The organism is Cupriavidus oxalaticus, from assembly GCF_016894385.1.
Taxonomy (GTDB): domain Bacteria; phylum Pseudomonadota; class Gammaproteobacteria; order Burkholderiales; family Burkholderiaceae; genus Cupriavidus; species Cupriavidus oxalaticus.
The window spans coordinates 2,915,618-2,929,173 of sequence record NZ_CP069812.1; the positions used below are offsets into that span (position 1 = coordinate 2,915,618).

Below are 13,556 nucleotides of genomic sequence, written 5' to 3' on the forward strand. Positions count from 1 at the left end.
GCTGATGGCTGCCGAACGAAACCCTGTCTGCATCTATGCGCTCGCTGACGGCGCCCAGCATCCGTTGCTGATCGGCGACCTGATGCGCGAGGCCAGCGAGCACCGCAACGTGTACGCCGGAATGCCCGAGGAAGACGCCGGCGACGCCTCGCTGTTCCTGGCGCTGATTGCCAATGCCGATGAGCGCTGGCTTGCCAAGCTCGATGAACTCGACGTGCAGGCGCCCTGCATGAGCCTGATCTGGAGCCGCGTCGGCATTGACGCGCTTGCTACACACCTGCGCCAGTTTCTGATTGCCGACCTTGGCGATGGCCTGAACGCGATGGTGCGCTACTTCGACCCGCGCAACCTGCGCACGGCCATGCGCCTGTGGGGCGAGGACACCACGCGCAAGCTGATGGCTCCCATCCTGCAATGGAAGTATCGCGGCCATGAACCCGAATGGAAGCGCATCGATGGTCCGCTGCATGGCCAGCAGGTCCAGACGGAGCCGGTTGCCATCACGCTTGACCAGCAGCAGGTTGATCATCTTGCCGCGCATTCCGAGCCCGACGAAATGCTGGCGGGACTGGTTGAAGACGGCACCGTGCCTGGCGACGGCCCCTATCTGCCGCGCTTTCTGGATTTCATCGAGCGCTACAAGCGTGTGGCGGCCTGGCAGCTCGCCAAGCCCGCCGATCGCGTTGGGTACTGCCAATACTCTTACCGGTATGGCGCCGGCTTCGATCAGGACCCCGAGGTGCGCCGCGCGTTGGAACAGCGCATACGCCAGGGCGAGACCTTCGCAGTCTGCATGGAACGTGTTCCCGATTACGTGTGGAACCGTGTGATTGCCAGGCAGGCCAATCAGCAAACGGAGAACGACAATGACAACGACTAGCTTGCGTGGGAAGCGCATGCAGCCATGGCTCGCCGTGCTGGTGTTGCTGGGCGCGCTTGGAGCCCTTTCGGCATGCTCGGGAGAATCGCGCGGTGACTTGGCGGCTAGAACCAGCGTTGGAGATAAGACGGAGCAAATCAATCCCGGCGGCGTTCGCGGCCTGAACTACTCGCCCGATGCTATCTATAGCTATTACGTCACCGGTCCCAGAGGAATGAATGGAGGCGGTCCGAATATCAGTCCAGCGGGCAAAAACAGGCCATCCGGTGGAGGCGCGGAGAGGTGCTGTATCGGCATTCCCCAGCCATGGAAGCCAGACACGCAACTGCACATTGAGTGGGAGCGCGACCGCAAGCCCTTTGACTACAAGGACAGAAGCGGCCTGGCGGTGCTGACCGCAACCGTGACCGTGCCCGAATATGGCCCGGATACCTATGGCTTCTGGGCAATTTTCCTGCCGGGAGACCGTGTCAAGGTGATGGTCATGGACGGCAACGCGAATGGCCACAACTCTGTCAGAACGAAGCCCGCTGATGACGACCCTTTCATTGTCCAGGGGGTACGTGACGAAGCCCTGACCCAGCAAGCACTGAAGAGGTTTCAACAATGAGCGTATTCCGCCTGCCCAATGCCATGCCGGAAACGGATAAGGGTCGCCTTCCTGAGGGAAAGCGGGCCTACGAGAACGGCAAGGCCACCGTGAACGATCCCCTTGGTTCTCGTGGCTTGAGCCGAAAGTGCATGCAGCCATGGCTCGCCGGGCTGGTGTTGCTGGTCGCGCTTGGAGTCCTTTCGGCATGCTCGGGAGACTCACGCACTGATCTGACGGCAAAAACCACCGCTGGAGTGGAACAGGAGCACATCAGTCCCGGCGGTGTTCGCGGCCTGAACTATTCCCGTAACTACATCCATCACTTCAGCGTCACTGGGCCGCGAGGCATGAACGGGGGTGGTCCGAACATCAGTCCGGCCAGCAAGAGCGGACCATCCGGTGGAGGCGCAGAGAGGTGCTGTATCGGGATTCCCCAGCCCTGGCAGCCCAATACAAAGCTAAGAATCGAGTGGGAACGCGACGGCAAGCCCTATGACTACAAGGATAGGAGTGAATTCGAAGTTCTAACTGCCACGGTTACCGTTCCCGAATATGGACGGGATACCTACGGGTTTTGGGCCATCTTCCTGCCGGGAGATAGGGTCAAGGTCATGGTCATGGACGGCAATGCGAACGGCCACAACTCTGTCAGAACGAAGCCCGCCGAAGATGACCCATTCGTCGTCCAAGGCGTACGGGATGACGCCCAAACCAAGGAGCTACAGGAGAGGTACCGATGAGCGTCTTCCGATTACCCAATGCCATGCCGGAAACGGATGAGGGTCGCCTTCCCGAAGGGAAGCGCGCCTACGATTTTGGCAAGACGACGGTGAACGATGTGCTTGGGGCCTGTGAACAGACCATCCACATCAACCTGTTCTTCGATGGCACCAACAACAACGATGATGCGAAGACTCCTGCCCGCTGGCGGGATTCGACCCACAACACGCACACGAACGTGGCGCGGCTGTTCAATGTCTGCAAAGACCAGCCTGAGAGCGGCATATACAAATTCTACCTTGCCGGGGTCGGCACGCTCTTCCCCGAACTGGGCGAAGACACCTATAGCAGTATCGGCAAGGCCTTTGCCAGCGGCTTTGCCAAGCGTTGCGCCTGGGGTTACACGCGCGTGCTGAATGCGTTGCACCAAGCAATGGTTCCGGGAGACGACAAGGGTCTCATCAAGGATGACGAAGCAAGAAGAATATGTGAAAAACTCGACTGGAACTTGGGCTCCTCCCTGCTCACCACCAAAGAAAAGCATCTTGGCAGCCTGCACGAGTCCCTTGTCCAACAGTGCAAGCGCAATCGCCTCATCAAGAAGGCCTACATCAACGTGTTCGGATTTTCGCGCGGCGCGGCGGGTGCGCGGGTGTTCGTCAGCAAGCTGATCAATGGCTGGGCCAAGGGCGGGAAGCTTGTTGGCAAAATCGACTATGAAGTCAACTTCATGGGCCTCTTCGATACTGTGGCCTCGGTCGGGCCGCCTGAGTCGTTCCAATCTGCCGTGAATCTTGAATTCTTCGACGGACACTTCTGGGCAGCAAGTGGAAGTGCCCTGAACATACCGCCCCAGGTTCGGCGGTGCGTGCATTTCTTTTCCATGCATGAACAACGCATGAGCTTTCCGCTGGACTCCATCCGGAAGGGGCAGAGCTACCCGGCGAGCGACAGCAGGTTGCTAGAAGCTCCCTATCCGGGCGTGCATTCGGACGTAGGCGGCAGCTACGCGCCGGGCGATCAGGGCAAGTCGGTCAAGGGCGAGGGACACAGGCTGGGCAAGATTCCCCTGCACGATATGTATATCGAAGCCCTCAAGGCAGGGGTTCCCCTGCGGCGGACAGACGCCAAGAACGATGAAGACAGGATGGATGCAAACAACCTTCAGGATTTCATCATCGACCCCGCCGTCGCCAAGGCCTTCAACGACTGGCGCTCTGCACTGCCAGCCATCGACAGCCTAGAAAAAGCTCTGGAATTCGGCCTGCGCCAAAGCCTGCAATGGCGCACCCTGCGCGCGCGCTGGCATACCGGCACCTACATCACCAGCCAAGGGTTCTATCGCCATTGCGCCGACCCGGCCAACAAGCGCGAGGACAGCAAGACGACCCAGCAATTACGCACGGAAGCTGACAAGGCGAAGGAGAACGATTCTGTCATTCGGAAGCTTCAGCAGGACAACATCCTGCTGAAGCTTCAGGTCCAGCGACTCAGGGACCGAGCGATGTTTCGCCAAACGACTTCGCAGGGCATGGCCGATCTGGCCGAGCGCCGAGCATTGGAGGCCAGGATCGCCGCAAACGATACCGCCATCGCTGCGCGCGAGAAAGAGCTGATGGCGAAGGCGGCGGGAAAAAGCCCGGCCGACTGCCGCCCTGGAGAAGGTGCCAACGAGCTGGTTACCAATGACCGCACCGACCTGCTTGAATCCGCGGAGGAATTCCAGTTGCTGCTGGGATGTCTGCACCCCGAACTCCAGCCAGGCCTGAATGTACGCAAGGAGATTCTGGCGCGTCTGGTGCTTACGCCAGGCGGGGCAGCGGCGTTGGCCACCAAGGGATTCAAGCAGCTGGCGATCCCCCGCGCGGAGCGGCCACACACCGATTCCAGGCTGCTCGTGATGGTCGATGGCGACATGCTGACTAAAATTGCTGCGATCATGGATTACGCGCCCATTGATGACGTGTTGGTGGAGCCTGCGCCGGAGATGATCCCGTACCTGAAATCCACGACCTCGGCCAAGGCCGTGGACGACTTTGCCCTGCGCGAGAAGGCAGCCATCGAGTTGTTCGACAACTACATCCACGACAGCCGCGCCTGGTTCCGCGTGCCTCACTTCCACGAGTACGCACCGGGCGGCTACGGATGGGCGCGGACGTTCTTTGTTGGCGACAGCAATGCCATCCGACACCTCGGCATGAAAGCAAAGGGGGTGTTGGACTATCGGCAAGATACCGCCCGGGCCGTCGAGCGCGAAGTCGATGCCGCCAGGGACAGGGCGATTCGGGTAGCGGGCGACGCGACAGGACGGACCCTGTCTAACCAAGATGACTTGATGTTGCAGAAATGACGATGCGGAACTGGAAAGAAATCATTGGCTACGGCCTTGCTGGAGTGCTGTTCGGCGCTGCGCTAGCGCTTGGCTTGGAAGCTACTTTCTACCTGGAAGACTTCGAAGCAGGCATCTCGCTAAATCGCGTGTAAGCACGAGGTAAGACATGACAGCGCCCTGGCACCGACCTTCCATCACAACCGCCAGGGCGGCACCAAGGTGTTCCAAATCCTGGGGCGTGCTACTGCGCCCGCGTCCGCGACTCCACCTTCAGCAACTCCCACCGTATCGCCGACGCATCCGCTGGCGGGTTCGGCACCTGGTATTCGCGCACGCGCAGCTTGTACGAAACCCCCTGCTCGAAATCCAGCCCCTCGATCGGCCCGTACCAGAGCTGCCACGGCGAATCCGGCGACTCGCGCCAGCGGTAGCACATCATCTTGCCGACGCCCGAACACTCCACGCGCTGCGAATCGATATAGACGATCTTCTCCACGCCGCCCGCGGCAGCGCTCGCGCCGCGCCTGCCCACGCCCTCGCGCTCGGCAAACTGCAGCAGGTCGCCGCTGGCGGTCTTCCACACCACCTGCCGTCCGCTGCTGACCGCCGAGGACGGCTGCGTGCCGACGGTGGTAAATGACCCCTCCATCGCCTTGAGCAACGCCGACTCCAGTTCCATGCGCGGCGGCGGGCAGGCCATACGCGTGCCGGCGACACGATCGAAGCGCACGCCGGTGTCGGTCTTGCCGTAGCTGCCGGTAAAGCGGTTGCAGCCGCTGGTGCCGCTGACCGTGCCCTGCGCGGCATCGATGCCATCGCTGAACTCGAAGATGATGGGCTGGCCGTTGTCGCCATGCGGGATGTCGCGCAGCGTGCCGTCGGCCTGCTGCCAGCGCACCAGTTCCCAACGGCTGGGACCGGATGGCTGCGTCTGGTTGAGGTTGGCGCCGGCGCTGGGCAGATTCGGGGCCGGCGCGGTGGCGCAGGCGGCAAGTGTGGCGGCGGCAGTGGCAAGCGCAACGGCCGCGCTGCGCAGGCCGATGTTCCTGCATTTACCGCGAAGGAATGTCTGCATATCGGTGAGCTCCTGTAACTTGGGCGGGAACGCCGCTGTGCAAGCGATTGACGCTCGCACGGCAGCGTCCGCGCTTCATGCTGGCTTAGAGCCTGGCGGATTCATGCAAGTTTCAGCATTGCCGGCTGCACAATGCTGCCGTCTAGTGTAACGTGCGCCCCATGTCTCGCCGCGGCCGGATGCCGGCCGCGGCCTTTCGTGTCCCGGAGTGCCCCCAGAACACCTCGGATCGCCCAGATCGCCTTGCCCACCACCACGCATCCCTCGCCTTCCGGCCGCAATATCTGCTTCCTGACCGGCACGCTGAACGCCATGGCCGGCGCGGAACGCATGACGGCAACGCTCGCCAATGCGCTGGCCGCGCTCGGCCATAACGTGACCATTCTGAGCCTGTGGGACCAGGCCAGCCAGTTCGCGCTGGATCCGCGCATCCGGCATGAAGCGCTGTTTGCGCAACGGCCTTCGTTCAAGCGGGCTTACCTGGCCACCGTGGCCGGCATCCGCCGCCATTGCCGCGCGCACCGGACCGAGGTGCTGGTGCAGGTCGACACCATGCTCGCGCTGTTCGTGCTGCCCGCCACCGTTGGCCTGGGCCTGCACCATATCGCGTGGGAGCATTGCCACTTCGACCAGGATCTCGGCAAGCCGGCGCGCAAGCTGGCGCGGCGGCTCGCGGCACGCTTCTGCCGGCAGGTCGTGGTGTTGACGGAACGGGACCGCCAGCGCTGGCGCGAAGCGCTGCGGCCGCGCAGCGATATCGTCTGCCTGCCAAACCCGCTGCCGTTCCCGATGCCGCCCGAACCGGCGCCGCGCACGCAGAAGACGGTGCTCGCCATGGGCCGGCTGGTTGCGGCCAAGGGGTTCGATGTGTTGCTGCATGCCTGGCAGCAGGTCGCCGCGCAGGCACCGGGATGGCAATTGCTGATCCACGGCGAGGGCGAGGAGCGCCCTGCACTGACCGCGCTGATCAATGAACTGGGCTTGCAGGACCGCGCCAGCCTGCCGGGCATCTGCCACGATCCGCAGCAAGCTTATGGGCGCGCGTCGGTGTTCTGCCTGAGTTCGCGATACGAGGGCTTCGGGCTGGTGCTGATCGAAGCCATGGCGTTTGGCCTGCCCATCGTCTCGACCGATTGCGAAACCGGCCCGCGCGAACTGCTCACCCCCGGACAAGACGCGCTGGTCGTCCCGACCGGCAACGCCAAGGCGCTGGCCGAAGCCCTGCTGAGCGTGATCCGCGACCCGGACGGCGCCAACCGCCTGGCTGATGCCGGCCGCCGCAAGGCAAGTACGTTCGCACTGGAACGCATCGCCCTGCAGTGGGATGCGCTGGTCAAGGCGCAGCCGTAGCTCAGTTTTCCAGCACGGGCGCCAGCGCCGCCAGCGTGCGCACGGTAGCGCCGCGATGCAGCCCCGCAAAGGTCTGCGCATGCGCCCGCATATCCGCCAGCCGCGCGCGGTCCGCCAGCACGCTGCCGGCGGTGCGCACCAGCTCATCGGCATTGTCCACGCGCAGGCACGCGCCCGCGGCAATGGCGTCTTCGGTCGCCTGCGCAAAGTTGAAGGTATGCGGGCCGATCAGCACCGGCGTGCCGACCGCGCACGCCTCGATCAGGTTCTGTCCGCCCAGCGGCAACAGGCTGCCGCCGATAAAGGCGAGGTGCGATGCGGCGAAGTACATCGCCATCTCGCCCATCGAGTCGCCCAGCAGGATATCCGCGTCCACGGGCACCGTCTCGCCATCGAGATCCAGCGCACTGCGCCGCGCCACCGAGAACCCCGCGCGCGCCGCCATCGCCGCCACTTCATCGAAGCGCTGCGGATGGCGCGGGATCAGCAGCAACGCCGGGCGCGGCACGTCGCCGGCCAGCGCCTGCCAGCGCGCGAAGGCGTCGAGCAGCAGCGGCTCCTCGCCCTCGCGGGTACTGGCGGCAGCCAGCACCAGGCGGCCACCAGTACCCGCGAGGACCTTGCGCAGCCGCTCGCCCAGCGCCATGCCCGCCGGCGCCGGCTGCATGTCGAACTTGAGGTTGCCGGTGATCTGCACCCCCGGCACGCCCAGCGCGCGAAAGCGATCGGCATCGCCAGCGGTCTGCGCCAGCACACCCGCAAAGTCGCGGTACATCGCCGCAGCCGCGCGCCCGAAGCGCGCCGTGCGCCGGAAGCTGCGCGGCGACAGGCGCGCATTGACCAGGTACAACGGCACGCCCGCCTTGCGCGCGCCGTGCACAACATTGGGCCACACCTCGGTCTCCATCAGCATCCCCGCCTCGGGCCGGAAATACCGCAAGAACCGCCGCACCAGCCATGGCAGGTCATATGGCAGGTAGCACTGCAGAATGCGCGGCTCGTTGCCGAACAGCTGCGCGCCGGTCTGGCGCCCGGTCGGCGTCATGTGCGTCAGCAGCAGGCGGTGGCTCGGATAGGCGCGGAGCAAGGACTCGATCAGCGGCTGCGCGGCACGGGTCTCGCCCACGGACACGGCGTGGACCCACAGCCATGGCCCCTGGTTCGGCAAGCTGCCATACACGCCCAGCCGCTCGCCGACATGATGCAGGTAGCCGGGCTCCTTGCGCGCGCGCCATGCCAGCCGCAACAGCGCCAGCGGCAGCGCCGCCACCCACAGCAGGCTATAGATCAGGCGCAGCATCAGGCAGCCACCCCGCGCACGCGGCAGGCGGCCTCATGGACATCATCGACCGATGGCACCACGCCGTCGTCGCCGACGTTGGCGATGCGGCCGGACCAATACCCTTCCGTCTTCCAGCGCCACGTCGCGGTGTAGATTTCCACCGTCGGCCGGCACAGCGCCGCGGCGATATGGACCAGGCCCGTATCGACTCCGATCACCACTTCGGCCCGGTTGATCAGGCCAAAGCCCTGCATCACCGAGAACTTCGGCAGCACGCGGGCCTGCGGCACGCCCGCGGCGATCTCTTCGGCGGCCTGGCGCTCCTTGTCGTTGCCCCACGGCAGCAGCATCGCCAACCCTTCTGCGGCCAGGCGGTTGCCCAGCGCATGCCAGTTCTGTACCGCCCACTTCTTGCGCGCCCCCGCGGTCGCGTGGAAGCAGACGGCATAGCGCGCCGGCAGGTCTGCCCACAACGGATCGTCGACATGCAGCGACTGCGCCGCCGGCCCGAAGAACTGCGGCGGCTCCGCCGGCGCGATCCCGGTCAGCGCCGCACCCAGCAGGCGCGAGCGCTGCACCGAATGGGTCTGCCGCGGCACGCGCACCGCATCGGTGTACAACAGGCGCGCCGCCGGCTCATAGCCCGAGCCCTGCGTCGCATTGCCCAGCCCGATGATCGGCGCACCCGGCGCACGCGCCGCCACGCGCGCCACCACCGCGGTCTTGAGCAGGCCCTGGCTTTCGATCACGGCGTCGTAGCGCTCGTGGCGCAAGGCGTCGCGCACGGCGCCGATTTCCTGCCAGGTCGCGCCCTGCAGGATGCGCTTGCGCCAGCGCCGCAGCGCGAACGGGATCACCCGCCGCACCTCCGGCAACAGGCGCACCAGCTCCACGTAGCCCTCTTCCACCACCCAGTCGATCTCGGCACCGGGCCAGCGCGCGCGCAGGTCGTGCACCAGCGGCATGTTGTGCACCACGTCGCCGAGCGACGACACCTTGACCAGCAGGATGCGCGGCTTGTCCGGCAGCGTAAGCGGCAGCGCGAACGGCACCGCGGCCGGCATGGGCTGCGCCACGCCGGCCGCGCCGACTGCATCCGGCGAAGGTGGCGATGCCGGCGATGTCCGCGGCACCGCCGTGCGCTCAGAACGGGAGTTGAGCATCCGGTTTCTCGGCCAGGATCACACGCTTGAACTCGGCCTGGATGCGCGCCAGCGCGGCGTCGTTGTCCGCCTCGAAGCGCATCACCACCACCGGCGTGGTGTTCGACGGACGCGCCAGCCCGAAGCCATCGGCGTATTCCACGCGCACGCCATCGATCTTGTTCACCTCGCGCGCGCCTTCGAACTTCGCGTTCGCCTTGATCTTGTCGAGCAGCGTGAAGGGCTCGCCTTCCGCGCACCTGAGCTGCAGCTCCGGCGTATTGTTGGCGTTCGGCAGCGCGTTCAGCACCGCGCTCGGATCGGCGTGGCGCGACAGGATCTCCAGCAGGCGGGCGCCGGTGTACAGGCCGTCGTCAAAACCATACCAGCGGTCCTTGAAGAACACGTGGCCGCTCATCTCGCCGGCGATCGGCGCGCCGGTCTCCTTCAGCTTGGCCTTGACCAGCGAATGGCCCGTCTTCCACATCAGCGGCTCGCCGCCGTGCTCGCGGATCCACGGGGCCAGCTTGCCGGTGCACTTCACGTCGTAGATCACCTGCGCACCCGGATTGCGCGACAGGATCTCCTCGGCAAACAGCATCAGCTGGCGGTCCGGGAAGATCACCTGCCCGTCCTTGGTCACCACGCCCAGGCGGTCGCCATCGCCGTCGAAGGCCAGGCCGAGCTCGCAATCGGTCTCGCGCAGGGTCTTCATCAGGTCCTGCAGGTTCTCGACATGCGCCGGATCGGGGTGGTGATTGGGGAAGTTGCCGTCGACGTCGCAGAACAGCTCGGTCACTTCGCAGCCCAGGCCGCGGAACAGGTCGCCAACGAAGGCGCCGGCCACGCCGTTGCCGGCATCGAGCGCGATCTTCATCGGGCGGGCGAGCTTGACGTCGCTGGTGATGCGGTCGAGGTACTTCTGGCGCACATCGACCTTCTGGTAGGTGCCTGCGCCGCTGGTAAAGTCGCCCGCCTCGATACGCTGGCGCAGGCCCTGGATCTGCTCGCCGTAGATGGCCTGGCCGGCGAGGACCATCTTGAAGCCGTTGTAGTCGGGCGGGTTGTGGCTGCCGGTGACCATGATGCCCGAGGTGGCACGGACGCCATCGAGCTCGACGTTGGTGCCGAAGTAGACCATCGGCGTGGCGACCATGCCCAGGTCGATCACGTCCAGGCCGGCTGCGCGCAGGCCCTCGACCAGGCCACCGATCAGGTCAGGCCCCGAAAGCCGCCCGTCGCGGCCGACCACGATGGACTTCTCACCCAGCTCCACAGCCGCAGAGCCGAACGACAGTCCGATCTGGCGTGCGACCTCGCGCGTGAGCGTTTTGCCCACGATGCCGCGGATGTCATAGGCTTTGAAGATAGAGGGATCGATTTGCATGTGGCTTCCTGTCAGTCTTGTCGGGCACGCCGCACACCGCGAGGGCGCGCCGACGATACCGGAGAGGGCTCTTGGAAAGAACCAAAGGGGGGTATTTTGCCGGATTGCGCGACTGGCGGGCGGTATAATCGCGGCAATATACCCGACAAGCGCAATTTTCAGCGTCTGTCCTACACCTGAGGCTACACATTGCCGCCCGCCCGGCCGCGTCTTGCGCCGTCCGGACATATCGGCCACGTAAGCGATCGCCCGACCACCCTGAGCCTGCCATCAGTCACCGGCATCTTCAGGTCCTGTGGCGGTTACAGCCCGGCAAATTTCGTAAGCAAACTTGACCACCGCCGCACAGCCCTCGCCGCGCCTGCGCATCGCCTATCTGATCACCAATTCGGAGATCGGCGGGGCGCAGTCGCATGTTGCAGACCTGGTGCAGGCGGCACCGGCCGATGCCGACATCGTCCTGCTGGCCGGCGGCGACGGACCGCTGCTGGACCTCGCCAGGGGCGCCGGCGCGCAAGTCATCCGGCTGGCGCGGCTGGACAACGCGCTCTCGCCCCTGCGCGCGGTGAGTGCATTGCGGGAACTGCTGCAAGCCCTGAAACAGGCGCGGCCCGACCTGATCCATGCGCACAGCGCCAAGGCCGGCGCGCTGGGGCGGATCGCGGGGGCGCTCCTTGGCATTCCGGTGGCCTACACCGTGCACGGTTTTGCCTTCAAGCCACAGGCCCCCACGCGCCAGCGACTGGCAGCACGCGTTGCGGAATGGCTGCTCGCACCGCTGACCAGCCGGCTGATCTGCGTGGCCAAAGCCGAACAGCGGCTGGCGCAGGCACTCCCGATCCCTGCCCGCCGTATCGCCGTCATTCCCAACGGGATCGCCGACACCGCTGTCCGCGCCGCGCCTGCCGACCCGATGCGCCGCATCGTCATGGTCGCCCGCTTCGCGGCGCCCAAGCGGCCCGACATCCTGATCCGCGCCTTCGCCCACGCGAACCTCCCCGACTGCGAGCTGGTGCTGGCCGGGGACGGACCGCAACGCGCCGCCATGGAGGCGCTCGCCGCGCAACTGGCGCCGGGACGCGTGACCTTTCCGGGCAATGTCGCCGACATCGCGGGCTTGCTGGCCTCGGCACAGGTGTTCGTGCTGGCTTCGGACCACGAAGGCTTCCCGTTGTCGGTGCTCGAAGCGATGCGGGCCGGGCTGCCGGTGATCGCGTCGGACCTGCCCGGCATCCGGGAACAGATCCAGGACCCACGGCATGGCCTGCTGGTCGCCGGCAATGACGCCAACGCGTTTTCCGCTGCGCTGGCGCGCCTTGCGGGCGATGGCGCATTGCGGGCCGAACTCGGCACCGCCGCGCGCCGCCGGTGGGAACAGTGCTATGGGTTGGACCGCATGACCGAGGCAACGTGGCAAGTCTATCGCGATGCCCTGGCCAGACTCCCCGCCACCGCGCGGGTGCCGACATGATGAACGCCAAGACCGACAACCTGCGCCGCCACGCCTTGCGTGGCCGCATCGGCGGCTCCGAAACCATGCGCCGGGTCAGCCGGATGCTCGCCTGGGCAGTGCTCGGGCTATCGCTATTCGCGCTCAGCGCGGTCTTTGCCGAAGCCGCGCACCGCGCCGGCCTGGTCACCTACGTCTTCACGCGCACGCTGCTGTGGTCGGTGGCGCCCTACCTGGCGGCGTTCATGCTGCTCCACCGCTCGCTGCACCTGCCGGCGATGGAAGGCAACAGCCTGGTCGGGCTGGCCGTGACACTGCCCTTTGCCGGCTTGCTGTTTGGCTTCGCGGCCTTCCATATTGAGTATTCGCGTGGGGCCTTGCTGCTGTCGTATCTCATTACGCTGGGCTGGATCTGGGCGGGTTATCGCCGCTACGTGCATAACTACGTGCCGTTGTTCGGATACACCGACCCGCATACCCTGGCCCAGCTCGAAGGCATTCTCGCCATGCCCGGCGCGGCACCGGCGGCGCGCATGCGGTTTGAACCGGTCGGGTCGCTGGAGGATGCGGGGCATTTTGACGGGCTGATGGTGGATCGCAGCGTGACTGGCGATCCGGAACGCACCCGGCTGCTTGCGCATTACAAGATGAGCCATGTGCGGATGTATTCGGTCGAGCGGGTTGGGGAAATGCTGACCGGGCGGGTTGGGCTGGCGCATATTGATGAAAACTTCCTGGATGACTACGCCGCCCACTATCTGTATGGGTATCTGAAACGTGTGGTCGATATCGTGGCAGTGCTGTGCCTGGCACCGATTGCCGTGCCCCTGGGTCTTGCCGTGGCACTCGCCATCCGCATGGAAACGCCCGGCGGCGCCATCTTCCGGCAGGAACGCGTCGGCCTCTTCGGCAAGCCGTTTATCATGCTCAAGTTCCGCAGCATGGGCGTCGACGCCAGCGCGCCGGCCCAGTTCGCCGTGCGGCGAGATCCGCGCGTCACGCGTGTCGGGCGCATTATCCGCAAGTACCGCCTCGATGAAATCCCGCAACTGTGGAATGTGCTGGCCGGCCACATGAGCCTGATCGGCCCGCGGCCAGAGCAGGCGCCAATGGTCGACCGGTTCTCGGCATCGATCCCCTACTACCCTTACCGGCACTTGGTGCGGCCCGGGCTGTCCGGGTGGGCGCAGGTACAGCAAGGCTATGCCGGCAGCCATGCAGAGACCGTGACCAAGCTCAGCTATGACCTGTATTACGTCAAGCATTGCTCGGTGGCGCTGGATCTGCTGATTGGGGTGAAGACGTTGCGGACGTTGGTAACGGGGTATGGGGCAAGGTGACGAGTT

General features: G+C 65.3%; 12 protein-coding genes. 8 read left to right on the top strand and 4 right to left on the bottom strand.

What is annotated here, in order from left to right; genetic code table 11:
* Window positions 1–64: 64 nt before the first annotated feature.
* From JTE92_RS25910 to JTE92_RS25930, 5 genes are read left to right on the top strand one after another with little or no spacing between them, the layout of a single operon-like run.
* Window positions 65–880, top strand: a complete 816-nt coding sequence (locus JTE92_RS25910) for a DUF4123 domain-containing protein (protein ID WP_239477823.1) — start codon at window positions 65–67, stop codon at window positions 878–880.
* Entirely contained in the window at window positions 867–1,490 is a 624-nt protein-coding gene (locus JTE92_RS25915; protein WP_084254720.1) for a DUF3304 domain-containing protein, read from the top strand. Before JTE92_RS25910 ends, JTE92_RS25915 begins: the two co-directional genes overlap by 14 nt.
* Complete coding sequence (locus JTE92_RS25920) at window positions 1,487–2,212, top strand: DUF3304 domain-containing protein (RefSeq protein ID WP_232353322.1); 726 nt, start codon at window positions 1,487–1,489, stop codon at window positions 2,210–2,212. The genes JTE92_RS25915 and JTE92_RS25920 overlap by 4 nt, the downstream gene beginning before the upstream one ends.
* Window positions 2,209–4,542: a T6SS phospholipase effector Tle1-like catalytic domain-containing protein gene (locus JTE92_RS25925; RefSeq protein ID WP_063240543.1), complete on the top strand. Its 2,334-nt coding sequence runs from the start codon at window positions 2,209–2,211 to the stop codon at window positions 4,540–4,542. Before JTE92_RS25920 ends, JTE92_RS25925 begins: the two co-directional genes overlap by 4 nt.
* Entirely contained in the window at window positions 4,539–4,676 is a 138-nt protein-coding gene (locus JTE92_RS25930; protein WP_198065749.1) for a hypothetical protein, read from the top strand. Before JTE92_RS25925 ends, JTE92_RS25930 begins: the two co-directional genes overlap by 4 nt.
* Window positions 4,677–4,765: 89 nt before the next feature.
* Here the strand turns inward: JTE92_RS25930 and JTE92_RS25935 are convergent, their stop codons facing one another.
* Complete coding sequence (locus JTE92_RS25935; protein ID WP_084254721.1) at window positions 4,766–5,599, bottom strand: META and DUF4377 domain-containing protein; 834 nt, start codon at window positions 5,597–5,599, stop codon at window positions 4,766–4,768.
* Window positions 5,600–5,911: 312 nt separating this feature from the next.
* On the opposite strand from JTE92_RS25935, the gene JTE92_RS25940 reads away from it, so the two are divergent.
* On the top strand, window positions 5,912–6,949 hold the full coding sequence (locus JTE92_RS25940; RefSeq protein ID WP_063240567.1) for a glycosyltransferase family 4 protein: 1,038 nt from the start codon (window positions 5,912–5,914) through the stop codon (window positions 6,947–6,949).
* 1 nt (window position 6,950) lies between these two features.
* On the opposite strand, the gene waaA is transcribed toward JTE92_RS25940, so the two are convergent.
* From waaA to JTE92_RS25955, 3 genes are read right to left on the bottom strand one after another with little or no spacing between them, the layout of a single operon-like run.
* Window positions 6,951–8,249 (bottom strand): lipid IV(A) 3-deoxy-D-manno-octulosonic acid transferase, encoded by a 1,299-nt coding sequence (gene waaA, locus JTE92_RS25945; RefSeq protein ID WP_063240544.1) that lies wholly within the window; start codon window positions 8,247–8,249, stop codon window positions 6,951–6,953.
* Window positions 8,249–9,394, bottom strand: coding sequence for a lipopolysaccharide heptosyltransferase I (gene waaC, locus JTE92_RS25950; RefSeq protein ID WP_063240545.1), 1,146 nt, complete (start codon window positions 9,392–9,394; stop codon window positions 8,249–8,251). The genes waaA and waaC overlap by 1 nt, the downstream gene beginning before the upstream one ends.
* On the bottom strand, window positions 9,375–10,760 hold the full coding sequence (locus JTE92_RS25955; protein ID WP_063240546.1) for a phosphomannomutase/phosphoglucomutase: 1,386 nt from the start codon (window positions 10,758–10,760) through the stop codon (window positions 9,375–9,377). The genes waaC and JTE92_RS25955 overlap by 20 nt, the downstream gene beginning before the upstream one ends.
* Window positions 10,761–11,091: 331 nt before the next feature.
* On the opposite strand from JTE92_RS25955, the gene JTE92_RS25960 reads away from it, so the two are divergent.
* On the top strand, window positions 11,092–12,231 hold the full coding sequence (locus JTE92_RS25960; protein WP_063240547.1) for a glycosyltransferase family 4 protein: 1,140 nt from the start codon (window positions 11,092–11,094) through the stop codon (window positions 12,229–12,231).
* Window positions 12,231–13,550: a sugar transferase gene (locus JTE92_RS25965; RefSeq protein ID WP_063240548.1), complete on the top strand. Its 1,320-nt coding sequence runs from the start codon at window positions 12,231–12,233 to the stop codon at window positions 13,548–13,550. Before JTE92_RS25960 ends, JTE92_RS25965 begins: the two co-directional genes overlap by 1 nt.
* Window positions 13,551–13,556 lie beyond the last annotated feature (6 nt).